This window comes from Streptomyces sp. bgisy027 (assembly GCF_057710365.1).
Genome location: NZ_JBYIVZ010000019.1, coordinates 135,063 through 159,874, shown reverse-complemented (window position 1 = coordinate 159,874; position 24,812 = coordinate 135,063). Strand labels below are relative to the sequence as shown.

The 24,812-nt window shown below is 70.2% G+C and carries 27 protein-coding genes, 1 tRNA gene and 2 pseudogenes; 9 read left to right on the top strand and 21 right to left on the bottom strand.

Annotation, left to right across the window (positions count from 1 at the left end; genetic code table 11):
- Positions 1 to 21: 21 nt before the first annotated feature.
- Positions 22 to 1,086, bottom strand: a complete 1,065-nt coding sequence (locus AC3ETA_RS21375; RefSeq protein ID WP_432194505.1) for an MraY family glycosyltransferase — start codon at positions 1,084 to 1,086, stop codon at positions 22 to 24.
- A 206-nt stretch (positions 1,087 to 1,292) separates the two neighbouring features.
- Here AC3ETA_RS21375 and AC3ETA_RS21370 point away from each other — a divergent pair, with 206 nt between their 5' ends.
- Together AC3ETA_RS21370 and AC3ETA_RS21365 are read left to right on the top strand one after the other, a co-directional pair.
- Positions 1,293 to 3,575 (top strand): (Fe-S)-binding protein, encoded by a 2,283-nt coding sequence (locus AC3ETA_RS21370; protein WP_432194504.1) that lies wholly within the window; start codon positions 1,293 to 1,295, stop codon positions 3,573 to 3,575.
- A 102-nt stretch (positions 3,576 to 3,677) separates the two neighbouring features.
- Complete coding sequence (locus AC3ETA_RS21365) at positions 3,678 to 3,971, top strand: zinc-ribbon domain-containing protein (protein WP_432194503.1); 294 nt, start codon at positions 3,678 to 3,680, stop codon at positions 3,969 to 3,971.
- Between the two features lie 33 nt (positions 3,972 to 4,004).
- Here AC3ETA_RS21365 and AC3ETA_RS21360 read toward each other — a convergent pair whose 3' ends face one another.
- From AC3ETA_RS21360 to AC3ETA_RS21340, 5 genes and pseudogenes are all read right to left on the bottom strand, one after another.
- The gene (locus AC3ETA_RS21360; RefSeq protein ID WP_432194502.1) at positions 4,005 to 4,715 is read right to left on the bottom strand and encodes a DUF2637 domain-containing protein; all 711 of its coding nucleotides are present in this window, start codon (positions 4,713 to 4,715) and stop codon (positions 4,005 to 4,007) included.
- 299 nt (positions 4,716 to 5,014) lie between these two features.
- Positions 5,015 to 6,205: an MFS transporter gene (locus AC3ETA_RS21355; RefSeq protein WP_432194501.1), complete on the bottom strand. Its 1,191-nt coding sequence runs from the start codon at positions 6,203 to 6,205 to the stop codon at positions 5,015 to 5,017.
- Between the two features lie 16 nt (positions 6,206 to 6,221).
- On the bottom strand, positions 6,222 to 6,848 hold the full coding sequence (locus AC3ETA_RS21350; RefSeq protein ID WP_432194521.1) for a Chromate resistance protein ChrB: 627 nt from the start codon (positions 6,846 to 6,848) through the stop codon (positions 6,222 to 6,224).
- Between the two features lie 42 nt (positions 6,849 to 6,890).
- A pseudogene (locus tag AC3ETA_RS21345) lies at positions 6,891 to 7,175 on the bottom strand (nitroreductase family protein); the annotation flags it as partial.
- Between the two features lie 83 nt (positions 7,176 to 7,258).
- The gene (locus tag AC3ETA_RS21340; RefSeq protein ID WP_432194500.1) at positions 7,259 to 7,735 is read right to left on the bottom strand and encodes a MarR family winged helix-turn-helix transcriptional regulator; all 477 of its coding nucleotides are present in this window, start codon (positions 7,733 to 7,735) and stop codon (positions 7,259 to 7,261) included.
- A gap of 167 nt (positions 7,736 to 7,902) precedes the next feature.
- On the opposite strand from AC3ETA_RS21340, the gene AC3ETA_RS21335 reads away from it, so the two are divergent.
- From AC3ETA_RS21335 to AC3ETA_RS21315, 5 genes and pseudogenes are all read left to right on the top strand, one after another.
- Entirely contained in the window at positions 7,903 to 9,219 is a 1,317-nt protein-coding gene (locus tag AC3ETA_RS21335; protein WP_432194499.1) for an FG-GAP repeat domain-containing protein, read from the top strand.
- Positions 9,220 to 9,463: 244 nt separating this feature from the next.
- Positions 9,464 to 10,876: an FG-GAP-like repeat-containing protein gene (locus tag AC3ETA_RS21330; protein ID WP_432194498.1), complete on the top strand. Its 1,413-nt coding sequence runs from the start codon at positions 9,464 to 9,466 to the stop codon at positions 10,874 to 10,876.
- A 35-nt stretch (positions 10,877 to 10,911) separates the two neighbouring features.
- Positions 10,912 to 12,339: a hypothetical protein gene (locus tag AC3ETA_RS21325; protein ID WP_432194497.1), complete on the top strand. Its 1,428-nt coding sequence runs from the start codon at positions 10,912 to 10,914 to the stop codon at positions 12,337 to 12,339.
- 148 nt (positions 12,340 to 12,487) lie between these two features.
- Positions 12,488 to 12,688: pseudogene (locus AC3ETA_RS21320) on the top strand (FG-GAP repeat protein); the annotation flags it as partial.
- A 266-nt stretch (positions 12,689 to 12,954) separates the two neighbouring features.
- The gene (locus AC3ETA_RS21315) at positions 12,955 to 13,929 is read left to right on the top strand and encodes a Yip1 family protein (RefSeq protein WP_432194496.1); all 975 of its coding nucleotides are present in this window, start codon (positions 12,955 to 12,957) and stop codon (positions 13,927 to 13,929) included.
- A gap of 192 nt (positions 13,930 to 14,121) precedes the next feature.
- Here the strand turns inward: AC3ETA_RS21315 and AC3ETA_RS21310 are convergent, their stop codons facing one another.
- The 5 genes from AC3ETA_RS21310 to dcd form a co-directional block, all read right to left on the bottom strand.
- Positions 14,122 to 14,529, bottom strand: coding sequence for an SseB family protein (locus AC3ETA_RS21310; RefSeq protein ID WP_432194495.1), 408 nt, complete (start codon positions 14,527 to 14,529; stop codon positions 14,122 to 14,124).
- Between the two features lie 118 nt (positions 14,530 to 14,647).
- The gene (locus AC3ETA_RS21305) at positions 14,648 to 14,896 is read right to left on the bottom strand and encodes a hypothetical protein (RefSeq protein ID WP_432194494.1); all 249 of its coding nucleotides are present in this window, start codon (positions 14,894 to 14,896) and stop codon (positions 14,648 to 14,650) included.
- 391 nt (positions 14,897 to 15,287) lie between these two features.
- On the bottom strand, positions 15,288 to 15,500 hold the full coding sequence (locus tag AC3ETA_RS21300) for a hypothetical protein (protein WP_432194493.1): 213 nt from the start codon (positions 15,498 to 15,500) through the stop codon (positions 15,288 to 15,290).
- A 118-nt stretch (positions 15,501 to 15,618) separates the two neighbouring features.
- The gene (locus AC3ETA_RS21295) at positions 15,619 to 16,134 is read right to left on the bottom strand and encodes a phosphoribosyltransferase (protein WP_432194492.1); all 516 of its coding nucleotides are present in this window, start codon (positions 16,132 to 16,134) and stop codon (positions 15,619 to 15,621) included.
- On the bottom strand, positions 16,131 to 16,706 hold the full coding sequence (dcd, locus tag AC3ETA_RS21290) for a dCTP deaminase (RefSeq protein ID WP_432194491.1): 576 nt from the start codon (positions 16,704 to 16,706) through the stop codon (positions 16,131 to 16,133). Before dcd ends, AC3ETA_RS21295 begins: the two co-directional genes overlap by 4 nt.
- A 538-nt stretch (positions 16,707 to 17,244) precedes the next feature.
- Between dcd and AC3ETA_RS21285 the strand changes: the two genes are divergently transcribed.
- Positions 17,245 to 17,318: transfer RNA gene (locus AC3ETA_RS21285), tRNA-Gly, on the top strand.
- Positions 17,319 to 17,367: 49 nt separating this feature from the next.
- On the opposite strand, the gene AC3ETA_RS21280 is transcribed toward AC3ETA_RS21285, so the two are convergent.
- The 10 genes from AC3ETA_RS21280 to AC3ETA_RS21235 form a co-directional block, all read right to left on the bottom strand.
- Positions 17,368 to 18,540, bottom strand: coding sequence for a tyrosine-type recombinase/integrase (locus AC3ETA_RS21280; protein WP_432194490.1), 1,173 nt, complete (start codon positions 18,538 to 18,540; stop codon positions 17,368 to 17,370).
- Positions 18,540 to 18,758 (bottom strand): excisionase family DNA-binding protein, encoded by a 219-nt coding sequence (locus AC3ETA_RS21275; RefSeq protein ID WP_432194489.1) that lies wholly within the window; start codon positions 18,756 to 18,758, stop codon positions 18,540 to 18,542. Before AC3ETA_RS21275 ends, AC3ETA_RS21280 begins: the two co-directional genes overlap by 1 nt.
- A complete protein-coding gene (locus tag AC3ETA_RS21270; RefSeq protein WP_432194520.1) occupies positions 18,755 to 20,059 on the bottom strand; it encodes a replication initiator in 1,305 nt (434 codons plus the stop codon). The genes AC3ETA_RS21275 and AC3ETA_RS21270 overlap by 4 nt, the downstream gene beginning before the upstream one ends.
- A 141-nt stretch (positions 20,060 to 20,200) precedes the next feature.
- Positions 20,201 to 20,446 carry a SpdD protein gene (locus AC3ETA_RS21265; RefSeq protein ID WP_432194488.1) on the bottom strand — a complete coding sequence of 82 codons (246 nt, stop codon included), beginning with the start codon at positions 20,444 to 20,446 and terminating at the stop codon, positions 20,201 to 20,203.
- 25 nt (positions 20,447 to 20,471) lie between these two features.
- The gene (locus AC3ETA_RS21260; protein WP_432194487.1) at positions 20,472 to 20,666 is read right to left on the bottom strand and encodes a hypothetical protein; all 195 of its coding nucleotides are present in this window, start codon (positions 20,664 to 20,666) and stop codon (positions 20,472 to 20,474) included.
- Between the two features lie 16 nt (positions 20,667 to 20,682).
- Positions 20,683 to 20,874, bottom strand: a complete 192-nt coding sequence (locus tag AC3ETA_RS21255) for a mobile element transfer protein (RefSeq protein ID WP_432194486.1) — start codon at positions 20,872 to 20,874, stop codon at positions 20,683 to 20,685.
- 11 nt (positions 20,875 to 20,885) lie between these two features.
- Positions 20,886 to 21,503, bottom strand: a complete 618-nt coding sequence (locus tag AC3ETA_RS21250) for a DUF2637 domain-containing protein (protein WP_432194485.1) — start codon at positions 21,501 to 21,503, stop codon at positions 20,886 to 20,888.
- Positions 21,504 to 21,583: 80 nt separating this feature from the next.
- Positions 21,584 to 22,963 (bottom strand): FtsK/SpoIIIE domain-containing protein, encoded by a 1,380-nt coding sequence (locus AC3ETA_RS21245; protein ID WP_432194484.1) that lies wholly within the window; start codon positions 22,961 to 22,963, stop codon positions 21,584 to 21,586.
- The gene (locus AC3ETA_RS21240) at positions 22,963 to 23,319 is read right to left on the bottom strand and encodes an SCO3933 family regulatory protein (RefSeq protein ID WP_432194483.1); all 357 of its coding nucleotides are present in this window, start codon (positions 23,317 to 23,319) and stop codon (positions 22,963 to 22,965) included. The genes AC3ETA_RS21245 and AC3ETA_RS21240 overlap by 1 nt, the downstream gene beginning before the upstream one ends.
- Before the next feature lie 169 nt (positions 23,320 to 23,488).
- Entirely contained in the window at positions 23,489 to 24,280 is a 792-nt protein-coding gene (locus AC3ETA_RS21235; protein ID WP_432194482.1) for a GntR family transcriptional regulator, read from the bottom strand.
- Positions 24,281 to 24,387: 107 nt separating this feature from the next.
- On the opposite strand from AC3ETA_RS21235, the gene AC3ETA_RS21230 reads away from it, so the two are divergent.
- Positions 24,388 to 24,795, top strand: coding sequence for an NUDIX hydrolase (locus AC3ETA_RS21230; RefSeq protein ID WP_432194519.1), 408 nt, complete (start codon positions 24,388 to 24,390; stop codon positions 24,793 to 24,795).
- Positions 24,796 to 24,812: the final 17 nt, after the last annotated feature.

Sequence of the window (24,812 nt, the reverse complement as noted above, 5' to 3'; positions counted from 1 at the left end):
TGAGTCGACCCCACTCAACTCTTATCCGTTCCTTACACGCAACTGGGCTCCGACCTGCGAGGACGCCACACGGTCCGAGACTCGCGCGGAGTCCTGCACCGGAACTCTCGGTTGACGCCGAGGTCCGTAGGTCTTGATGTGCAGCAGCGCGAAGACGGCGATCAGCGCGACCACCGCCACCCACAGCGCCCCGGAGCGCGCCATCCATCCCAGGTGCACGAGGACGCCGACGAGTACCCCGCAGAAGGCCGCGACACCCAGCAGTACGGTCACGCCCTGCGGAGTGAGCCCGATCCGGCGCAGCCGGTGGGCCAGATGGTCGGGTCCGCGGCGCAGCAGCGGGCGTCCGGCCAGTCGGCGCGACAGTGCCACCAGTACGACGTCGGCGGTGGCCAGGGCGGTGAGCGAGTACAGCACGCCCGCGCTCGACACCGGATCGAGCCCGGCGCGCGTCATCACGGCCGAGGACGCGAGCACGAACCCGACGAACAGGGAGCCGGTGGCCCCGAGGCCGATCCGCGCGGGGTGCCAGTTGTGCATGAGGAACCCGGTCAGGGCGGCGGCCAGCACACTGAGCAGCACGGCGAGTTCGTCCATCACCTCGGCCGCCGCGCAGATGCCGACACCGAAGGCGGTGAGCACCCCGACGGTGCCGACCAGGGCGTCCGCGTGGTCCAGCGCCTTGAAGCCGACGGCGACGAGGACGATCCAGCCGACGGCGACCAGCCCGAGCAGGATGCCCGTGTCGCCGTACGGCACCACGCAGGCCGCCGCCACGGCCGTACCGCCGACGAGGAAGCGCGCCTTGACCCGCCGCACGTCGGCGACCAGCCCGAGGCAGGCCACGGCGCCCGCGGCGATCAGCAGGCGTCCGATCTCGGAGCCCAGCGGAGCGAACCGGGTCCACTCGCCGGCGGCGGCGACCAGGCAGGTCACGAGCGCGACGGCGACCCCGCCCAGCAGCGGCAGCGGCCGCTGCCGCCGGCGGTCGACGATGCCGAAGCGCAGGGCGGGCAGGCGGAGCAGCATCGCGAGGAGGGCGGTCACGACGAGGGCGGTGGTGGCGGCGGCGATCCCGTAAAGCACGGGCTTAGATTAGTGGCGTATATACCATTTCGGGATGAATAACACGATTCGTTCGGAAGAGAACCCTGATGCGCACTTAAGGCAAGCCTCAGCGATTCAGATCACCCCGCGCCTGGCTACAGTGCGACCGAGGATGCGGGTAGTCTCAGAGGACTGCATAAGTTACCGCTTAGTAATGTCGCCTCGCAGGCCCGAGGAGCCCCGAAATGCAACTCGCCGCGATCATCGTGTCGCTGGTCCTGATCGTGGTCGGCGTGGCACTGTTCGGCCGCGCCCTCCTCCAGATCTTCACCTTCATGCGGCTCGGTCAGCCCGTGCCCGCAGGATCCCGGACCAACGACCCCTACCAGCGCACCGTCACCCTGGTGAAGGAGTTCCTGGGGCACACCCGGATGAACCGCTGGGGCATCGTCGGCATCGCGCACTGGTTCGTCGCGATCGGCTTCTACACACTGCTGCTGACGATCGTCAACGCCTTCGGCCAGCTCTTCAAGGCCGACTGGATCCTGCCGGTCATCGGCGACTGGGCGCCGTACAACATCTACGTCGAGTTCATCGGCACCATGACGGTGGTCGGCATCGCGACGCTGGTCGTCATCCGGCAGCTGTCCCGGCCGGGCAGGGCGGGCCGCAAGTCCCGCTTCGCGGGCTCGAACACCGGCCAGGCCTACTTCGTCGAGACGATCATCCTCATCGTCGGTGTCTGCATCTTCATGCTGCACGCGCTGGAGGGCGCCCAGCACCACGTGGACGGCTACGAGGCCTCGTTCTTCATCTCGTACCCGGTGGTGCACTGGCTGGAGGGCATGGACGTCTCCACGCTCCAGCACCTCACGTACTTCTTCGCCGCCCTGAAGATCGCGGCCTCGTTCATCTGGATGATCGTGGTCTCGCTGAAGACCGACATGGGTGTGGCCTGGCACCGCTTCCTGGGCTTCCCGAACATCTGGTTCAAGCGCAACGCGGACGGCTCCACCGCCCTCGGCGCCCTGCTGCCGATGACCTCCGGCGGCAAGCCGATCGACTTCACCGACCCCGGTGACGACGACGTCTTCGGTGTCTCCCAGGTCGAGCAGTTCTCCTGGAAGGGCCTGCTGGACTTCTCCACCTGCACCGAGTGCGGCCGCTGCCAGTCGCAGTGCCCCGCCTGGAACACGGGCAAGCCCCTCTCTCCCAAGCTGCTGATCATGTCGCTGCGCGACCACGCGCACGCCAAGGCGCCCTACCTGCTGGCCGGCGGCGGCAAGACGATGGAGGGCGAGGAGAAGGCCTCCGAGGAGCAGCTGAAGGACGTCCCCGCGGCCGCCCTCGCGGAGGCCGAGCGTCCGCTGATCGGCACCGCCGAAGAGAACGGCGTCATCGACCCGGACGTCCTGTGGTCCTGCACCACCTGCGGCGCCTGCGTCGAGCAGTGCCCGGTGGACATCGAGCACATCGACCACATCGTCGACATGCGCCGCTACCAGGTGATGATCGAGAGCGCGTTCCCGTCCGAGGCGGGCACGATGCTCAAGAACCTGGAGAAGAAGGGCAACCCCTGGGGCCTGGCGAAGAAGCAGCGCCTGGAGTGGCTCAAGGAGGTCGAGTTCGATGTCCCGGTCGTCGGCCGGGACATCGAGGACCTCACCGAGGTCGAGTACCTGTACTGGGTCGGCTGCGCCGGCGCCCTGGAGGACCGGGCCAAGAAGACCACCAAGGCCTTCGCCGAGCTGCTGCACATCGCGGGCGTGAAGTTCGCGATCATGGGCGGCGACGAGAAGTGCACCGGCGACTCCGCCCGCCGCCTCGGCAACGAGCCCCTGTTCCAGGAGCTCGGCATGGAGAACGTCATGGCGCTGAACACGGCGTTCGGCGAGGAGACGGACGACGAGGGCAAGGTGACGGAGGAGTCCCGCAAGCCCAGGTCGGCGAAGAAGATCGTCGCCACCTGTCCGCACTGCCTCAACACGATCGGCAACGAGTACCCGCAGATCGGCGGCGACTACGAGGTCATCCACCACACCCAGCTGCTGCAGCACCTGGTCGACGAGGGCAAGCTGGTCCCGGTGACCCCGGTCGAGGGCATCATCACCTACCACGACCCGTGCTACCTGGGCCGGCACAACAAGATCTACACGCCGCCGCGCGAGATCATCGCCAGTGTCCCGGGCCTGCGTAACGAGGAGATGCACCGCCACAAGGAGCGCGGCTTCTGCTGCGGCGCCGGCGGCGCGCGGATGTGGATGGAGGAGCGGATCGGCAAGCGCATCAACAACGAGCGCGTCGACGAGGCCCTCTCGACGAACCCGGACATCGTCTCCACCGCCTGCCCGTTCTGTCTCGTCATGCTCACGGACTCCGTGAACGGCAAGAAGAACGAGGGCAAGGCCAAGGAGTCCATCCAGGTCGTCGACGTCGCCCAGCTGCTGCTGGAGTCGGTCAAGACGCCGGTGGACCCCGAGGACACCGCGCAGACGGAGAACGAGCCGGAGCCCGAGCCGGTGAAGTAGCCGTCACGGCCCTGCGTCCGACGCCCCCTGCCCCCGACACGGGACAGGGGGCGTCGTCGTGAGGCACGCTTGGCGCAGGAACTGATCGGAAAGGACCGCCGCGTGATCATCTTCGGCACCAAGGGTTACCGCTACCAGCTCGCGATACTCACGCTGGTGTGCGGTCAGTGCGGCAACCCCGCGGCGCACACGCTGCGCAAGCGCGTCACCAAGTTCACGCTGTTCTTCGTGCCGCTCTTCCCGGTCTCGACCAAGTACGCCACGCAGTGCACCTTCTGCGGTGCGGAGCACAAGGTGCCCCAGGAGCAGGCCGAGCAGCTCCGGGCGCAGGCCGCCGCCGGGGGCCCCGGGGGTCAGCAGCCGTACGGGCGGCCTCAGCAGCCGTACCGGTCCTGACCCGGACCCGGGTCCCGGAACCCCGGCGGCGGTCTACGACTTGGGCTGCTTGGGGTTGTTCATCGTGTCGGCGGCGTGCTTCGGACCGGGGCGCGTCGAAAACTGGCCGACAAGCTCGCGAAAGCAGACCAGGGCGGTGATCGGGGGAATTCCGACGATCACCATCGCGAGCAGGGAATCCGCCGACTGGCCGATGCACAGGGCGACCGCGGTGCCGGAGGAGATCAGCATGACGGCCCAGGACCGCCGGGCGGTCCGGCGCTGGACGGAGGCCCGCAGGATGGACAGACCGGCCAGCAGCCACGGTCCGTACACCGTCAGCGGCCACCATTGGGCCAGCTTCTCCGAAACGACGAGAAGCGCGATGTCGCGGAGCTGATCGTACGAATACGAGATGGACCATGTGAGCATCGTCACCGCACACAAGGTGATTAACGTGACCAGAACGGAGACGCTCACGATCTTCGGATTTCCGCCGAAGATCCGGGCGCCCGTCTGAGGTCGTTTCCGATGGACCGGGCGGGCCTGGGGCCTGTCGTCACTCCGCGGGGGCGGCGGCGGAGGGGGCACGAGATCGGCGAGATCCAGGCCCTGCGTCGTGCTCAGCATGTGAGCCAGCTCCGCGTCCAGATCCCAGCCACCCGACGAGGAGATCCCCTGCTCAGGGGCCTGCCAGAGGTTCTGCATGTCGAGCCGCTGAGCGTAATGAGGCTGCTGCTCTACCGCGTCATAGTCGGACCTCATTTCTAGATCTTCTCCCCCTCCAGAGCCGCACGGAGATATTCACTCTCCATCCGGCTGATTGCTCTGAGGAAGTCCTCGAGCAGATCAGAGCACCCGGTGATGCTTTCCGCAGTGGTCTGATCAGCTGCCCGGAACGGGCTCATCGAACTGTCCTCAGCCGCATTTTTTTCCCGCCACGTCACATTCACCTAACGAGCACAACAGCGGGCCGGACATCTGGCATTCGGGGGAATACGCGTCAACGGTGATTATCGGGAAGATCCAATGACCGGCACTGCCGAAGAAATTCAGAAGATCTTTTACGCGGTGTTCTCGGCGGCGTTCCGGGCGCTTCTGCGCAGGGCGAGGACGGGGCCGGCGGCGATGAGCAGGGCGAGGGCGGCGTAGCCGTGGGTGAGGGTGGCCAGCGAGGCGACGGCGGCGACCAGCAGCGGTCCGCCCGCGTCGCCGAGCTCCCGGCCGAGCTCGGCGGAGCCCATGGTCCGGCCCAGCCGTTCGGTGGGTGTGGAGGCGGCCAGGGCGGCGAAGCCGAGCGGGGTGATCAGGCCGGTACCGACGCCGATCAGGGCTGCCGCGAGGAGGACGCCGGCCAGGCCGGGGAGCATCGCGCAGGCCAGTCCCGCCGCCGTGGTCAGCAGCCCGGCGGTGAGGCCGGCGCGGGTGCCGAGGCGGCCGTCGTCCAGGGCCCGCCCGGCCTTCGGCTGTACCACGGCCGCGCAGGCCGCCAGCACCGAGACCGCGGCGCCGGTGGCGACCGTGCCGAGGCCGGCGGCGGCGCCGGAGACCGGCAGGAAGCCGACGCCGACGGAGAGGGCGGCGGTCGCGGCGGCCAGGGCGGCGGTGGGCCGCAGGAAGGCCGGGTCGGCCAGCCGCCGGGCCAGGCCGACGACCGTCTCCCGCCGCCGGGGCAGCGGCGGTACGTGCGGGACGGCCACCGCGGCCCACAGCGCGACGGCGGCGCCGAGCACCGCCAGGACCACGAACAGCAGCCCGAGGCCGCCGGCCCACACCAGGACGCCGCCGAGCAGCGGGCCCAGGGTGTAGCCGATGGACTTGCAGAAGCCGTAACTGCCGAATGCCCGACCGTGTTCGGCGGCCGGGTTCAGGCGGGCGACCAGCGCGGCGGCGGACGGCGAGAACGCGGAGGCGGCGGCGCCCTGGCCGAGCCGGGCGGCCCAGAGCCAGGCGGGGCTGTCCGCGACGACGTAGGCGGCGGAGGCGAGCGCGAAGGCGGCCAGTCCGCCGAGCAGCACCGGGCGGGCGCCGATCCGGTCGGCGAGGCTGCCGAAGACCGGCTTGAGCAGCACCTCGGCGCCGTCGTAGAGGGCGAGCAGGCCACCGAGGACGAGCAGGGAGGTCACCGCGTCGTCGGAGTGGCCGCCGAGGTTGGCGGCGATGCCGTGCGCGCCGAAGGCGGTGGTGAAGCCGGCGGCGTACAGAGGCCACATCCGGGACGCGGGGGCGGCCTGCCGGGGCGGGGGTGCGGTCATCGGGGCGGGGATGTGGTCATCGGCCGGATTCCTCGCCGGGCTCCCGCTTCCCCTCCTCGGGCATCCGCTGCTCCGGTACCTGGTGCAGTGCCGCGAAGACACGCTCGGCGTAGTCCTCGCAGGCCGCCACGCAGACCTTCAGCCGCTCGCCGGCCTCGGCGGACTCGGGGGCGCCGAAGACGTCCCGCGCGGTCAGGTCCCGGTGCCAGCGGCGCAGCCGCTCCAGCGACTGTTCCTCTTCCTCCAGCTCGGCGAGCGTGAACTTGGCGATGCGGATCTCTTTCGCCAGCTCCGCCTCGAACTTGCCGCAGTCGGCGATGAACTCGGCCCAGTCGGCGGAGCGGGCGGCCGTGAACATGGCGCGCAGCCGCCGCCCGTCCTGATTGCCCCGCCCGGTGGCCGCGAGCGACACGGCCTCGCCGCCGGCGCGCTCGGTCAGTTCCAGTACCCGGCCGATCCCGTCGGCGAACAGCGGCACGTCCGGTACGGCCCACACCCCCTGCCCGAGGGACAGCGCGCCGGTCTTGCGCAGCTCGCGCCAGACGGCCACCCGGTGCCGGGAGGGCTCGGCCGGGACCCTGACGACGAGGACGATCCAGCGCGTTCCGTCATGCGCGTCGTCGCCCCCGCCGCCGTACTCCATATCAGTCACACTCTGGAATGTAGCAGCCGTTACATCAGCACGTCAGTGGGCGGCCACGAAGGTGACCGTCTCGTCGAGCGGTGCCCGGCCCGTGCGGGGGTGGTGGACCGTGTCGTCCTCGAAGCCGATCGACATGCCGCAGAACAGGACGAGGTCGTCCGGCGGCACCAGGACCTCCGCGACGCTCCTGTGGTACTTCGCCCACGCCATCTGCGTGCAGCTGTGCAGCCCCTCCGCGCGGAGCAGCAGCATCACGGTCTGGAGGTGCATCCCGAGGTCGGACCACTGGGCCGGTCCCAGGTCGCGGTCGCTGTGGCGAAGCGGCTCGCCGCGTAACGCGACGCACGCGTACGCCGTGCGGGACCTCGCCTTCGGGTCTCACACGGCGTACACCTTCTCGCAGTTCGTCGTCAGCCCTCGGCGTGGGCGAACCGGGTCAGCAGTTCGCTCAGCTGCTCGGTCTCGCCGGGCCCCAGCACGGCGGCCAGGCTCTCGGCGGGCCGCTCGGCCGCAGCGTGGGCCGCGTCGAACAGCTCGACGCCCTGGGGCGTGATCTCCACCTGCCGCACCCGCCGGTCACCCGGCACGGCCTTGCGCACGGCCAGCCCCTTGCGCTCCAGGTCGTCCACGACCCGCATGACCCCCGCCTTGTCCGTCCCCGTGGCGGCGGCCAGATCGCGCTGGACCGTGGGCCCGCGGTTGACGAGCACGATCAGTACGGCGAAGTGGCGCAGCTCGATGCCGAGCGGGCGCAGCGCCTCCGTCATCGCCGTGTGCGCCCGCCAGTGCGCCCGGCGCAGCAGCAGGCCGAGCGCGAAGGGCGAGGTGTCACCGGGGCGGTCGGTCGCTCGCGAGGCGGCGGTCGCGTGCGGAACGTCGGCGGTCATGTGGCCAGATTACCGCTGTCCGTTCAATCGATACGGTATCGATTGAAACCAATTGGGCGGTCACGCCTCGGCCGATGGCCCGCGCACCCCCGCACAGGGCTGTCGCCTCCCCCTCGAACGCGTGCATCATTACCCAGTTGTTGCCCCTGATGTCGACGAGGTGAGCGGTGCGCGCGCGAAGAAGCGGGAAGTGTACGGCGGCCCTGACCGGCACCCTCGGCGCCCTCGCCCTCACGGTCGCCGCCTGCGGCCCCACCACCGCGCACGACGACGCGGAGCCGGCCCGGCACACCCCCGTCCAGGTGGCCGACGCCCCCGCGCTCCTCCCGGTCCCGCAGGGCAAGGGCAGCAAGACCCCCGACGACTTCAACGGCGACGGCCGTCGCGACCTCGTCCTCAACGACCTGGTCAAGGCGCAGGCCCACGCGGACGACGCGGGCATCGGCATCGTCTACGGCGGTGAGCGCGGACTCGCCCCGGGCGCCCGGCAGTTGCTCAGCCCCGAGCGGCAGGCGGCCCCGACCAAGGGGCAGCGCCCGGCCGTCTTCGACGCGGAGGCGACCTGCGACCTGGACGGCGACGGCTTCACCGACCTGGTCGTGTCCACGGACCCGCCCTTCGACGGGCAGGGCCCGCCCCCGGTGCCGCTGCAGATCCTGTTCGGCTCCCCGAAGGGCCTCACCGGCAACGCGGTCAAGCTCGTGATCCCGGGCGGTGCCCGCTTCGGCAACGACTGGCCCGACCAGCCGGTGTGCGGCGACTTCGACGGCGACGGCGCGCAGGACCTGGTCGTGCACGCGTCCGGCGGTCGACTGAGCTTCCTGCGCGGCCCGTTCAGCCGCAAGGGCAGCCCGCGCGAGGCCGGCGCCCCGGTCCAGGGCCCCGGCAACGTCCCCACGGGCCCGGCGGCCGACGTCAACGACGACGGATACGACGACCTGGTGGTCCGTGCGGCGCAAGGCCGGGGCACCTCGGCGGTCGTCCTCGGCGGCCCGGCCGGCCCCACCCGTACGGGAGCCGCCCTCCCGGCCGGCATCGACGTGGCCCTCGGCACCTTCGGCAAGGGCAGGGCGACCCTCGACGCGGCGATCGGCACGATGGGCGAAACGTCCCTGCGCTACGACGCGACGGCAGCGGCCGTACGCGGAACCCTTCCGTTCCCCGGCTCCGAGCTCGACGCGGCCGACTTCGACGGCGACGGCCTGAGCGAACTCCTCTCCAGCGGCTCGCAGTTGCGGATCTTCCACGGCCGTACGGCGGGACTGACGACGGCGGGCATGGTGACCGTCCAGCCACCCGCACGGGGCACCACGCGCGTCGTGACGACCGGCGACTTCGACGGGGACGGGCGGGCCGACCTGGTGGTGCGGACGTACGTCGGCGAGACCAAGGACACGGTGGCGGTGTACCCGGGGACGAAGAAGGGCCTGGTGGCGACGGAGCCGTCGGTGACGTTCTCCAGCTCGGAGTTCCTGGCCTCGTGAGCCGGCGCGCACGCGGCTGCCGTCAGCCCCGCGGCACCGGCGCCGCCCTGCCGGGACGGGTGCGCGGTGCGGCACGGGAAGGCCGAGAAGTAACCGAACTCACGTACAACCCCTGCGCCACCCCGTGGGTCTCATGATCGCCGACCCGCCCGTGAACCCGAGGACAACTCCCGGCCGACACGGGCGGACACGCGCCCACCGAGCCCGCCCCCTCGGGCCCCGCCCACCCCTGGGAGAACCCGCCTTGCGCAAGCGCACGCTCCTGATGGCCGCCACCCTCACCACCAGCCTTCTCACCGCCCTGCCCGCCGCCAGCGCCTCCGCCGCACCCTCCGGCCTGTCCGGCGACTTCAACGGCGACGGCTATCTCGACGTCGCGGTCGGCGCCGCGGGCGCCACGGTCAGCGGCCGGTCGCAGGCCGGCGCGGTGGTCGTGCTGTACGGCTCGGCGTCCGGCGTGACCTCCACCCGCAGGACGGTCATCCACCAGGACTCCGCCGGAGTGCCGGGCGCGGCCGAGACCGGCGACCTGTTCGGCTCCAGTCTGGCCGCCGGCGACCTCGACCGCGACGGCTACTCCGACCTCGTCGTGGGCATCCCGAACGAGACCATCGGCGACCGGGACGGCGTCGGCAACACCATGGTGCTCTGGGGCGGCGCGTCGGGCCTGTCCGGCGGCAAGGGGCTGCCCCAGCCGTCCACGCTCGCCGAGTACGGCGGCTACGGCTCCGGCGTCGCGACCGGCGACTTCGACGGCGACGGCGACATCGACGTGACCGTCACCGGCCAGGACCGTACCCGCCTCTACAACGGCCCCTTCACCCGCACGAGCGGCCCCCTCAGCCACACCACCGTCGGCGAGCTCGGCACGACGCACGAGGTGACCGCGGGCGACCTGAGCGGCGACGGAGCGGACGAGCGCATCTACCCGCACGCCGTGGACGGCGACACCGGCGGCCAGATCTTCCAGTTCCGCTGGACCGGCACGAGGTACACGATGACGGAACTGCCGGACGCCGACGGCTTCCCGGGCGCGATCGGCGACATCAACGGCGACGGCTACGGCGACCTCGTCCTCGGCGACCACCCGGACCCGTACGCCCACAAGCCCGGCGGCCACAAGGGCGGCCAGATCACCGTCTGGTACGGCGGCCCGAACGGCCCCGACCCCGCTCAGACGCCGACCGTCGTCCACCAGGACACCACCGGCGTGCCCGGCGCGGGCGAGAGCGGCGACTCCTTCGGCGCGGCGCTCGGCGTGGGCGACATCAACGGCGACAAGTACGCCGACGTCGTCGTCGGCGCCCCCGGCGAGGACCTCGGCTCGGTACGGGACGCGGGCATGGTGACCGTGCTGTTCGGCTCCGCCTCGGGCCTGACCACCAAGGGCGCCAAGGGCTACACCCAGGACACCTCGGGAGTGCCCGGCACCGCCGAGAGCAACGACTCCTTCGGCATGTCGGTACGCCTGGTCGACCTCGACAGGAACGGCAGGGCCGACCTGGTCACGGGCTCCGGCCACGAGAACGGCTACGGCATGGTCACCTACCTGCGCGGCACCTCCACCGGCCTGACCACCACGGGCGCCAAGAACATCACGGCCCGCGCCGTCTCACTCCAGGGCGACGCCAACTTCGGCTGGGCGACAGCCCGATGACGGCCCGTCGGCTCCGCTCCCCCGCGAGGAAGCTCATGCGCACCCGTACCGCCGTCGCCGCCCTCCTCGCGGCGGCCCTGACCCCGCTCACCCTGTCCGCCCCGGCCGCACACGCGGCCACGCCCGCCGCCCCGTACGACTTCAACGGCGACAGCTACACGGACCTCGCGATCGGCGCACCGGGGGCCACGGTCGCCGGGAGGTCCAAGGCGGGCGCCGTCTCCGTGGTGCACGGCAGCGCCGGCGGAGTGAAGACCTCGACCCGGCGGCTGATCACCCAGAACACGGCCGGCATCCCCGGCACCGCGGAGACCGGCGACGCCTTCGGTTCCGCCGTCGCCTCCGCCGACCTGAACAGCGACGGCTACGCCGACCTGCTCATCGGCACGCCCGGCGAGGACGTCGACGGCGACACCAACGACGGCCTGGTGATCGTCGTCTGGGGCTCGGCGTCCGGCCTGTCGGGAGCTCGTACCGTCACCAACCCCTTCAAGCGGGAGGTGGACCACTACGGGCAGGCGCTCGCGGCGGCCGACCTCGACGCCGACGGCGACCTGGACATCGCGGCCGGGACCACCGGCTCGGTCGCCCTCGCCTTCGTCGACGGCCCGTTCACCAGGACCAGCAGCAGCACAGGCGCCTCCGGCGCGGGCTTCCCCGACCCGTACGCCTCCTCGTACGGCATCACGTCCCTGTCCGTCGGGCCCGTCACGGGCGCCGGGAACACCAACCTCGTCGTGCACGGCCGCAAGTCCGGCACCGACGACGCGATCACCCACCTGGTGCCGGAGCCGTACATCGGCAACTACACGGACTGGATGCAGTCCCTGCCCGCCGGTTACGTCTCCGCCATCGGCGACATCGACAACGACGGCTACGCCGACATCGCCATCGGCAACCACCGGGAGACCTCCGCCGACCCGGCCGGCGCCAAGGGCGGCAAGGTCACGGTCGTCTACGGCGGACCAGGCGGCAAGGACACCTCCCGCGCCCCGCTGGCCCTCACCCAGGACACGCCGGGAGTGCCGGGCGCCTCGGAGTCCGGCGACGGCTTCGGCAGCCACGTCTCCTTCGGAGACGTCAACGGCGACGGGTACGCCGACCTCGCCATCGGCGCGTCCGGGGAGAACTCCGGCGCCGGCATGGTCACCGTCCTGTACGGCTCGGCCTCCGGCCTGCGGACGACGGGCGTCCAGTCGTACACGCAGAACACGTCCGGCGTGCCCGGCGTCTCCGAGTCCGGCGACCGCTTCGGCACCCGCGTCCTGCTCACCGACCACTCGGGGGACCGCCGCGCCGAGCTCTCGGTCTCCGGGACCGGCGAGAACGGCGGCGACGGTTCGGTGTGGTCGCTGCGGGGGACGACGTCCGGCGTGACGACGACGGGCGCGGTGAGTTTCGGGCCGGGAACCCTGGGGGTGTCCACGGCGGGGAGCCCCGCGGTCGGGGCGGTGCTGAACTAGTTCCTGCGCAGATGGCGTATCAACCATCACGCCCCGCCACAGGTCCCCGTGATCGCCGTCGCCCGAACCGTGAACCCCAGGACGACTCCCGGACAACACGGGCGGCGTCCCCGGTACCGCCGAGTCCGCCGACCGCTTCGGCGCGTCGGTACGGCTGTCCGACCTGAACGGCGACGGCAGGGCCGACCTGTCCGTCGGCGCGGACGGCGAGAACCACCCGGCGGGCTCGATCTACCATCTGCGCGGCGCCGCCTCCGGCATCACCACCAGCAAGGCGATCAGCTTCGGCCCCGGCTCACTGGGCCTGCCGTCGGGCTACCTGCGCCTGGGCCAGGTAATGCTGCGCTGATCCCGACCCGGATCAGTGTCAGGATCCTGACACTGACACTGACACTGACACTGATCCTGACACTGACACTGATCCTGATACTGATCCGGATACTGACACTGATACTGATCCACCTGGCCGGCCCTACCCCGTACGGCGGAACCCCGACGGGACACCCGCAAGAGGGCCGCCGCGCCCCCTAGGGGATGTCACAGGTCGGCCGCAAAGCCGGGCCCTGAGCGCAGGGCCCGGCACACCGATCTCCGGGACCAGGTACGTTCGAAGACGTGGCTGGATTCAGGATCGGACGGGGCAGCCGGAACAACGGCACCCCGCAGACGCGCCCCCAACAACCTCCGTACGGGCAGCAGGCGCCCCAGGGACAGTCGTACGGCTATCCCCCGCCGCCGCAGCAGCCGTACGGCGGCCCGGGCGGCGGCGGTGGCGGCTGGCCGCAGGCCAACAGGGGCGGTGGCCAAGGCGGTTACGGCCCCGGCGGCCATGGCGGTCGCGGCGGCCACGGGGGTCAGGGGGGTCACGGGGGCCACGGCGAGCCGGAGTACTTCGGCGACGGTGACTACCCGCACGGCCCCGGCGGCGGCGCCCCCGACCCGTACGCGGCGAACAACCCGGGCCACACCCAGGCCTTCTCCGTCGGCGAGGACCCCTACACCCAGGGCGGGACCTACCAGGCGGGCTCGGCCCCGGCCGGCCCGATCGGCCCCCGTCTGCACTGGAAGGCCCTGCTGCGCGGCATCGTCCTCTCCCCCTCGCAGACGTTCCTCCAGATGCGGGACTACACGATGTGGGGCCCGGCCCTCATCGTGACGCTCCTCTACGGCCTGCTCGCCGTCTTCGGCTTCGACACGGCCCGCGAGGACGCGATCAACGCGACCCTGTCCAACGCGGTCCCGATCGTCCTGACGACGGCGGTCGCGATGGCGGTCTCCGCCTTCGTCCTGGGTGTGGTCACCCACACCATGGCCCGCCAGCTGGGCGGCGACGGCGCCTGGCAGCCCACCGTCGGCCTCTCGATGCTGATCATGTCCCTCACGGACGCGCCCCGCCTGGTCTTCGCCATGTTCGCGGGCGGCGACGCGACCCTGGTCCAGGCCCTCGGCTGGGCGACCTGGGTGGCGGGCGGCGCCCTGCTCACCCTGATGGTGTCCAAGTCCCACGACCTCCCGTGGCCCAAGGCCCTGGGCGCGAGCGCGATCCAGCTGATCGCATTGCTGTCGATCGTGAAGCTGGGCACGTTCTAGAAGCTGGGCACGTTCGGGAAACCGGGCACGTTCGGGAGGACGGCCGTCCACGGAAGAAGGGGCCCCTGGAATTCGCCGTGACGGCGGGGCCCTTTCTCATCCCCTGCGCCGGACGCTGCGGCGCAGGCCCGGGTCGCGGGTCGAGGCCCCGCAGGGCGGACTCGACGTCCTTCCGCGGGCGACGTATGACGCTCACACGAGGCAGCGGCCGAGCAGCCACCGTGCCCGGTGCGCGGACAGGGTCAGCTCGTCCTCGTCCCCGGCGTCGATCACCAGCACCACCTCATCGCTCGGCCACCGGGAGGCCAGGTCCCGCAGGGTGACAGGCCGGTAGCAGGGCACCTGAGGAAAGGCCCTGAGCAGCCGCTCCTCCGAGGTGAAGACCATGACCGCGGGGACGTCACAGGCGCTTTCGATCACCGGGAGCACGAGCCGCACGAGTTCACTGCGGTCACCCGTGTACCGGATCCCGCCGATGGCAGGAATCAGCACGTCACAGCCGGCCAGCGCTTCCAGCGCCCGTAGGTCCACCGCGGTGGACAGGTCTTGCAGAGCCTTCCGGGCCACAGATTCGAAGACCTCTGCCGGGATCTCAGTCATAGCGCGCACCCTCTTGCACAGAGCCGCCCCGGGACGACGGATCGTCGTCAGGGACCGGGTACCCGCGATCGGCCCGGGCATGCGGTGAGTCCGCGCAAGGACACTGGTTGTCGGGACGTCAGGTTGTCCGCCAGGTGAACCGGCGGGTGCCGGCGACCGCCTGTGGGGAGGTCATCAGCCGGTCGCTGATGGGGTCCTGGGGTCCTGGGGTCCTGAAGTCCTCGAGTCCTCGAGTCCTCGAGTCCTGGAGGGTGAAGGCGGTCGATTCGTCGTGACCCCGTGTCGTGTGGACGATCTGTTTGACGGTGGCGACCGCGTCGCGCGTGCGGCGGCTGATCCTCTCGGCGAGGTCGAGCGCCGCGGTCACCGCTCGACCGTCCGGTACCGCGTGTGGGCGGCGGAGGCGCTCGGCGAAGTCAAGCGCTGCGGTCACCGCTCGGCCGTCCGGTACGAGGCGGTTGACCAGCCCGTGGTGTTCGGCGCAGGCCGCCGGAAGCCGGTCCCCGGTGAGCAGCGCTTCCCTGGCCGGGTGGGTGGGGCAGCCGGGTGGTGTGGCAGCCGGGTGGGCAGCTCGACCGGTTCCGCGGCGGCCCGGAAAGTGGCGTCACGCACGGGGCGTCACGCACGAGGCGTCACTCACGAGGGCGTCGAGGCGCAGCAGTTCCTCCACCGCCGGCGCGATCAGGTCGGGCCCGGCGTCCAGCCGCTCGGCCCGGTCGGGGTGCTGGAGCAGCGCGAGGGTCCGTTGCCGATCAGGTTCAGGGTGGCCCCGCGACGTAGCGGGCCACCCGCTCGGACCGCTTGCCCAGCCTGCCGTCGGCGATCAGCGCGTCGACGTCCTCGTAGCGGGCGATCTGCCCCACGGTCGTCCCGTTGGCTTTGCCCTCCGTCGGGACCGGCGCGTGCCGCCGGAGCCACGCGACGTAGGGACAGGGGTCGGCGAGCCGGCGCTCGACCGGGGGTTCCGGCACACGGGCAACCGAATCCGGAGCATTCGTGGCACGGCCGTCTCAACGACCACTCCCGGGCAGGGCGACGCCCCACTACTCCATCGCGGTTGACCTGCTCCTACCGCTGAACGCAGTCAGCTCAGACGGCTTCCTTGTTCGGCCTGGCCGCTTCACCGGACTTGTGTACCGGCGGCAGCACACTCCACGGGAAGTTGATCCACTCGTCGGTGCGCTTCCACACGTACTCGCACTTCACCAACGAGTGGGACTTCTCGTAGATCACGGCGGACCGCACCTCGGCGACGTGCTCGACGCAGAAGTCGTGGACGAGCTTGAGCGTCTTGCCGGTGTCGGCGACGTCGTCGGCGATCAGCACCTTCTTGTCGGTGAAGTCGATCGCGTTGGGCACGGGCGCGAGCATGACGGGCATCTCGAGTGTGGTTCCCACACCCGTGTAGAACTCGACGTTCACCAGATGCAGATTCTTGCAGTCGAGGGCATAAGCGAGCCCACCGGCGACGAAGACGCCGCCCCGGGCGATGCTGAGCACGATGTCCGGCGCGTACCCGTCGTCGGCGACGGCCTGCGCGAGTTCACGGACGGCGACGCCGAACCGCTCGTAGGTCAGATCCTCGCGTGCTTGGCTGTCGCTCATACCTGGGTCCGGTGGAAGTTCTGGAAGGACCGGGAGGCGGTGGGCCCGCGCTGTCCCTGGTAGCGGGATCCGTAGCGCTGGCTGCCGTACGGGAACTCGGCCGGCGACGTCAGCCGGAACATGCACAGCTGACCGATCTTCATGCCGGGCCAGAGCTTGATCGGGAGCGTCGCGAGGTTGGACAGCTCCAGAGTGACGTGCCCGCTGAACCCGGGGTCGATGAACCCGGCGGTGGAGTGCGTGACGAGCCCGAGCCGCCCCAGGGAGGACTTCCCCTCCAGCCGCGAGGCGAGATCATCAGGCAGAGTGATGACCTCGTACGTCGAGGCGAGAACGAACTCCCCGGGATGCAGGATGAAAGGCTCGTCGCCCTCGGGCTCCACGAGCCGCGTCAGGTCCGCCTGCTCGATCGAGGGGTCGATGTGCGGGTACCGGTGGTTCTCGAACACCCGGAAGTACCGGTCGAGCCGTACGTCGATGCTGGACGGCTGCACCATGGTCTGGTCGTAGGGATCGATCCGTACCCGCCCGGCGTCGATCTCGGCCCGGATGTCCTTGTCTGAGAGAAGCACGCCCCGAGGATACGCAAGGCGCGCGGGACGACGACAATCGCGCCGCCCGCGCGCCAGGCTGTCACTGCTGGTACTGCGTGTGCCTGCGCTCCGCTACTGCTTCTCCAACTGCACCGGCACCACACTGCGGAGCCGGGCACAGCGGGGACATCGGACGAGCCGGCCGGGGCCGAGGCGCTCGGCCTGCTGCATCGGGAACGAAGCGGTGCTGAACACGTGCCCATCGGCACAACGGACGACGGTGCGCTCCATCAAGTCCTAGAGTCCCTTCCCCAAGAGCCGCGTCTGGCTGCTGCCTGCCTGACGACGAGAGGCCACATTACGGGATCAAAGGGACGGCCCTCCAGGCGGCACTCCGACCCGGCGCGGACCCTCTCCCACGCCTCCACCGTACGCCCCAACTCCGTTGCCCCGCACCAGGATCCCACCCCTGAAACGCACTCAGACCCCGCGGCTTCAGCGCCGGAGGGCAGTGATGAGGTACAGTGACCAGGCAATCGGACACCGACTCCGGATCATGCCGAATCGGGTGTCTTACGCGGGTGTAGTTTAATGGTAGAACATCAGCTTCCCAAGCTGAGAGCGCGAGTTCGATTCTCGTCACCCGCTCCACGACTAAGGCCCAGGTCAGAGACCCGGGCCTTTTTGCTGTCCGCTGTGATCAGCTCTCGCGTGCCAGATTCGTGCCAGAAGGCTTGGCGGGCTCCTTCTCCGTGCGGGCAGCGTCCCGAGCCTTCCGGACTGTCGCGTCCAGCCCGGCGGCGACCTCCTCTTGCCGCTCGTCGTCGGAGTGCTGATAGATCAGCGCTGCCTTCTCCGAGGACTGGCCGGCGCGGACCATCGTGTCCTTGAGGGTGGCGCCGGAGCGGGTGGAGAGCGTGTGGCCCGTGTGCCGGAGATCGTAGAACCGGAAGCCCTCCGGAACGCCGACGATCTCACGCGCCTTCCGCCACTTCCGCCCGAAGGTGCTACGCCGGAAGGGAGCGCCCTTCTCTCCGACGAACAGCAACCCGTCGGGGCCCGACTCGGCGTAGCTCTCAAGGTGCCAGCGGAGCTCGCGACGGAGGAACGCGGGAAGAATCACAGTGCGAGTACCTGCCTCGGACTTGGTGTCGCCCTGGACGCGTCGCCCGTTCATCCGCTCCGGCTCGGCGAGGCGGACACGGATACGAAGGGTGTCGAGGTCGACGTCCCGACGACGGAGGCCGGCCAGCTCTTCCGGCCGCATCGGACCGTAGGCACCCAGGTAGACCATGAGCCGCCACCGCATCCCCACGGCGTTGGCGAGCGCATCGACCTGCGCGACGGTGGCGATACGCCGCTCAGCAGCCCTCTCCTTACCAGCGCCCTTGATCCGGCACGGGTTGCGCTGGATCAGCTCGTCATCCACGGCGGTTTCCATGATGGCCTTCAGCAGCCGGTACGCCTTGGCCGTGATTGTCTTGGCGCCCGTGATCCGTAGCCGCTCGGCCCGCCACTCGCGGACGCGCGGTGCGGTGATCTCGTCCAAGTCCAACTCGGCAAGGGCGAACAGGTGCTTGTCGAGGAGGTAGCGATAGAGGTCCTGAGACAGTGGGGCCAACTCCCGTTCCTCCACCCACTTATCGGCGTACGTGCGGAAGCTGACGGCACCAGCCTCCGGGTCACGCCACTCGCCACGGCGGATCTCCGTCTGCTTCTCGGCGAGCCAGTCGTCCGCGTCCGCCGTGGTCTCGAACGTGACGGGGGCCGGACGCATCACGCCATCAGGCCCCGGATAGCGCGCCTGGTACCGGCCGGACGGAAGCCGTCTGATCGCCCCGAAGCGGCGCCGCCTGCCTTTGCTGTTGGCCATCAGGCAGCCCTCCTGTAGGGCACCCGGGGCCGGGCCCGCCTGATCGGCTCGACAGTGCGGGAGGAGATGAACTCCGCGACCGCGCTCTCGGGGATACGGACGTGGCGCCCCACCTTCACGTACCGGATGCGCCGCTCCTCGATCAGCCGCCGAGGGAAGCGGGCGCTCGTGCCGAGCAGCTCGGCGACCTGGTCGACGGACAGGTAGCGGTCGGTCATGCGGTGGGCTCTCCTTCCGTTCCGGGAGCGGGTTCGAGGGATGCGGCAAGCCAGGACTCGGTGTCCGAGAGGCCAGTCCCGGCGAAGACCCAGTGCGCCAGGACGTACGCCGTGCTGGTCTCGCCCTTGGGTGTTCCGGCAGCGGCTTGCGCACGGCGCCATTCGGCCCGGGCGTCGCGGAGGGCGCCGAGGGTGGTGGAGTAGCGGCGGGACTTGGTGGAGAAGTGGCCGCGGAAGCCGAGCATGTGAGCCCAGGCGCGTAGGCGGAGGTGTTCCAGGTCCTTGCGTGCGCCGAGGGTCCAGGCGGCGCGGATCAGGCGGCGAGCGTGGTCGCTGATGTCGAGTTGGGCGAGTTCGGCGGCGAATTTCAGCGGGCGGTCGAGGGCCCCGCCGGTCGCGGCTTCTGTGCCCTTGGTGGCGTACTTCGCGATGTAGGCGGCGACGGCGCGCTCGGTCAGCTCCTGGCCGTCGTTGAAGTCTGCGGATCGGATCGTGCGGACGTCGAGTTGGCGGCCGAAGGTGAAGGTGTGGGGCCGTCCGTCGATGACCGGACCGTCGATGCGGACCTTGGCAGCGGCAGCGCGAATGGCGTCCGTCAGCAGGTCCGCAGTGGCCCAGGCCGGAGGCGCGGTGTCTCCGCCGCCGGAGCCGTCGAGACGGATGACCGCGTGAAAGTGGACGGCTCCGCGCTTCTGATACTCAGCGACCTTGGCGAAGGACACACGGGCGTGCTGGCGGAAGCGACGCTGTGAGAGGCCCGCGCGCTTGGCTACCTCCCGGCGGAGGTACGTCGAGAAGCGACGCCAGAGAACACCGGCATGAGCATTCCAGAGGACGGCTGCCTCGTAGTCGTAGGTGTCGGGGTCCAGTGGAGTGCCAAGGGAGTCGTCGTCCTGGTCGTGGTGGGTGCCGCAGCGGCAAGGGCGGCCATCGGTACGGCGGTTGTGGACCGGGCCGAAGCCGGGGGCGGTGAGGGTGGCGAAGACGCGGGGGTGTGCGGCGACGTGTTCAGGGTTGCCCTTGCCACCTCGGAGTCCTGCGGTGATCAGGTGGAAGGTGTCCCGGCGGTAGACCTCCGCACAGGCCGGGCAGCGGGTCACACGCCGGTTGTTGCAGCGGACGAGGAGTTGGCCGGCGGGGAGCGTGGACGAGTCGAGTTGCTGGAGCACTCGGCCGATCTCGCCCGTCCCGGTGTCGACGTCGTACTCGGTGCGGTGCCCGTCGAGGCGGATCGGTTGCGTACAGCCGCCGAGCCCGGAGAGCTGCCGGAGGATGCCCGGCAGCGTGCCGTGCTGGGCCAGCTTGGCGAGTTCCGGGAGCGGGGGCGGGGTGGGGCGGGTGAAGATGACTGTCTCCTTCTGACTGGATCGGTCAGGAGCGATGGGCCCCGGGGCGGCCGGATGCTTGGCGGTGTCGTGGCCGCCCCAGGGGTCATGCGGGGATCAGCGCCGCTCGCGCAGCAGGGAGCGCAGGACCACGGCGGCGATGGCCACCGAGACGGCCGAGACCGCGACGGCGGCCAGGAGCGCCGTGAGGACCACGCCACCCGTGAGCACGGCGACGACGGCACCGGTGCTGACGGAGACGGCCGGGAGCGCAGGTCGCCGGGTAGGGACCACCGGGTCGGTCGGAGCGTGGGTGTGCGCGGGCGGCGGGGTGGGGTTGTCGGGGTACTTGGGCAGGAACACGGCCGGAGACTCCTTATCTACTCGTCTAGTCATGTGAGCCGTTTATGACGTCCACGCCGGAGCGCGTGCCGGATTCGATGGCGGGGGCGAGGAAGGTGTGCGAGAGCCAGAAGCCGAAGAGGGCGACCAGGACGACGACCCAGGCACGGACACCCAGGAACTTGACTGCGCCCCAGGCAAAGAAGCCCAGCACGACGACCAGCGGCAGACTTACGGTCATGGTTTTCGAGGTCCTCTCAGCGAACCGGGCAGCGGTGGGTGCGGGCTGCGAGTTCGGCGGCGGCCCGGCTGTCGTAGTCGGCGGAGAAGCCGCAGCGGGGGGCCGTGCACACAGCCGTGTGCTTCTCTCGGCCGCGACCGTCGTACGACGTGGCGACCTGCACGGGACCGATGCGGCTGACGTTGCGGAAACGGCGGTTGGCGAACACCAGGTCTCCTCTCAAAGGTGGACGGCGATGGCTTCGGCCATGGCCGGTGGAACGCCGAGACGGGTACGGAGCGTCGGGAGGTCGATCGGAGCGCCAGTGCGAGCGTGATGTTCGGCGGCGACCTTGCGAGCGTGGTCGACCAGAGCGGACGGGACCGGGACGGATGGGCGTTCCGACATCGGTTCGATGGCAGGTTGGGACGGTGGTTCGAGCGCGGTTTCGGGCTCGTCCTCCTGGTCCTCGATCACTTCGCTGGCGTCGTTCACCGGCGCCGAGTGAGCGAGGAGAGTTCCGCCGAGAAAGGCGACCGCAGGCCAGCCCGCGACGAGGATGCGCAGCCAGGCCGGGACGTTGCCGAGGTCGAGAAGGCCGGCGGTAGCGACGTTGGCACCGAGCGACGCGGCGAGCGCGATGACGAACCAGCACCAGGCCCCCGCCTTAGCAGTGCCGGAGCGCAGCCGACGCCAGGAGGCGACGAGCAGCAGGTCAACGCTGACCGGGTAAGCCCACGCCTTCCAACCGTCCTGCCCGGCCGCCATGGCGACGTCGTGAATGTGAGCGAAGGACAAGGCCGCGGCGATGAGGGCCTGGACCAACACCGCGTCGACACGGGCCAGGTAGGCACGCATGCTGCGGCTCCTTTCGGTTTCAGACATGGGAGGGGTAGGGACGTGGCGCGAGGCGATCACGCCGTGTGGAGGGTGGAAGGTCAGTCGGTCACGGGACGCGGCCGGACAAACGGCGGGACCGGAGCCTCGACCGGACGTACGGGCACGTCGGGTCGGAAGGGCCTGAGTGCGGGCAGGTCAGGCACCAAGTGCGCCGACTCCCGGCAGGTCTCGGCAGCGTCGCCGAGGGAGAGGTACGGGGTACGGATGCGGGACCATCCGCCGGAGGTGTCGCCCGCGACGGCGAGGCCGGGCAACTCGGGGGCGATGGCGCAGGCGGCCAGTACGGCTTCCGGGGCGATGTCGCCGAGGGCCATCTTGGCGGAGGCTTCGTCGTTGACGCGGTGGCACACGCGACCCGTCAACTGCGCGCGAAGCATGGTCGCGCCCTTCCCGAGTTCGGCGCCGAAGCGCTGCCCGCAGACCTCCAGGTAGATGCCAGCGGCGCGGCCGAGCTGGGCGAGCCGGATGAGCTGGGTGACCATCTCGTCACGGCGTTCCTCGTCCTTGCGGGTGGCGGTGAGGAAGAGCTCTGCCACTTCATCGACGAACAGCACAACGGGCACGGGCCGTTGGTTCTCGGGCAGGCCCCAGATGTCGGACGTGATCTCCTCGTCCGGGGTGTCGGGTGTGATGCCCTGCCGGGCCTTGATGAGGTCGTATCGGTCCTCCATTTCCTTGACCAGAGCGGGCAGCAGCTCGGCCGCCTGCTCCGGGTTGGTGGCCAGCGCCGAGAGCCGGGGCGCGAACGGAGCCAGCTCGACGCCGCGCTTGCAGTCGATACCGACCAGGGCGACCGGCTGAGGGGCAAGTCCGGTGATCAGGTGGCGCAAGTACATTGACTTGCCCGACAGCGTGGCGCCGAGGGTGAGTTGATGCGGGATGGTTCGGTAGTCACGCACGAAGGGCGTGGCGTCCTCCCGCAAGGCGACCGGCACCTTGAGGAAGCCGCCCCCGACCTTGCGCGGCATGTGCACCCGCCGCAGCACGTTGAAGCCGACCAGCCGCAGTTCAACCACCCCCGGCTTGACGGTCGTCACGTACACGGCGTGAACGCCCCAGGCGTGTCGCAGTCGTTCGGCCGAGGCGGCGACGTCGGCGGGTTCCTGTCCGGGTGCCAGCCGGAGGCGAAGCCTCAGCCCTGTCGACGTAGGGCGGATGATGCCCCGGCGGGGCGGGACCGGTCGCACCTCACGGCGGGTGGTGGCCTTGACGGCCAGGACCCGCAGCCGGGAGGGCGGAACGGTCAGGCCGCAGGCTTCCATGACGGAGCCGTACGAGCTGAGAAGCCGGACCGTGGATATGGGCAGTCCGACCGTGGACCAGTACGCCGCCGGGTGCTTGGCCCTGGCGTAGGCGGCCCCGCCGCCGAACGCGGCGACAGGACCACCCACTTCGAGGAACGTCGTCAGATCGGTCATCAGGCGGTGGCCCCCATCGCGGCCGGGAACGCGGCCGGGGTGACGGCGGCGGCCCGGAACGCGATGCCGTGCCGCTGCTGTCCGTTGAACACGCTCTCCCACGGTCGGGCGATCAGCCCCGGCAGCGAGACCGGAGCTCCGAGCGTCAGTCCTTCGGAGACGCCTCCCTCGGGAACGGTGACCTTGACCAGCGAGGACTCCCCGTCCTCGATGTACACGACCCCGATGGTCATCAGCGCCTCACCGCTGACGGCGTCCTTGGCGATCTCGCCCGTCTGACGGTCACGGACCTTGGGCTCAGGAGCCTCGGTGAGAAGGATCGTCGCGGCGGAGGTCTCAACACGGATGGTGCGCAAGGCACTTTCCCCTATCTACTCGTCTATACAAGAGTCGTCCCGCGAACCCGATCTCCGGGATCACGCGGACCACCTTGCCACACAACTTGCCCACTCGTCTATACGAGTATGCGTGTTGGGGTGTACGAGTTCGGAGAAGCGTCCCCGCGCACCACCGCCCATCACCCGCTCACGTAGCCGGGAGCTGGTACGACAGGACGTACGCGTCCGACGCCATGACCGTGTCGCAGACCTCGACGGCCCGCCCCTCGGTGTCGAATGCCGTGCGGATCAGATGGATCACGGGCACGCCGGCGGCCAGGCGCAACGTCCTCACCTCGTCGGGCGAAGGCATCCGGGCACGAACCTCTTCCTCGAAGTGATCGAGGCGATGACCCAGCTCTTCGAGCCGGGCGTAGATGCCGCCGGGGCCAGGGTTGGGCTCAGCAATAGGCGTACCGCGGGCGATGTCGAGCGGGAGATAGGAGGTGGCGAACTCAACCGGCTTCCCGTCGAGGAGGTACCGCCGATGCCGGGCAAGTACACGCCGCACAGAGCCGAGCCGGGTGGAGATGCCCTGGCTGGCCTTCTCTTCCTTGACCTCAAGGCTGTCGACCTGGGGGTGACCGCCGGCCGCGTCGGCCTCGACGATGAACGCGGACTTCCCTTGCTCACGGTGACGCCGGGCGAACCGGTCGGAGGCGAGCCGCCGTACGGGAGGCCGAGGCCGGACGAAGACGCCCTTGCCGTGTTCGGCATGTACGAGCCCTTCCCCTTGGAGAACGGAGAAGGAGTTCCGGACGGTCATCCGGGACACTCCGAAGTGCTCGACAAGCTCAGCTTCGGAGGGCAGCCTCTCGCCCTCTCTGAACCGCCCACGGTCGATGGCCTCACGCAGCTGGTCGGCGATCTGCCGGAAGACCGCACGGTCGCTCGTGGGGTCGAGATCACCGAGCAGGCCCGAAGGAAGAGCAGGGCTCACGTGTACTCCTTTAGGTATCTAGACGAGTGGGCGAGTGTTGTTGCTACGGTGGAGAGCCTAGCCAGCCGAGAGGGCCGAGGAACGTGAGCACTGAACGCCCGCACTCCGTGAGCGTCGCCGGGGTCGTCATAGACGCCCACGGCCGGGCCCTCCTCATCCAGCGCCGCGACAACGGCAAGTGGGAACCGCCGGGCGGTGTCCTCGAACGCGAGGAGACCATCCCCGAGGCCCTGCAACGCGAAGTCCTCGAAGAGACCGGCATCAAGATCGCCATTCCGGCGACCTTGACCGGCGTCTACAAGAACATGACGGGCCTGATCGTCTCGCTGGTCTTCCGCTGTGAAGCGGCCGACGGCACGCCCACGACTGGCGACGAAACCCGCGCACTGCGCTGGGCCACCCGCGAAGAAGTGTCCGAACTCGCCGACGAGGCGTACGCGATCCGCGTCCTGGACGCGATGGACGCGGCGTCTCCGCCTGCCATCCGCGCCCACGACGGCGTGAAACTCGTCTAGCCCGAACCCGCTGCACA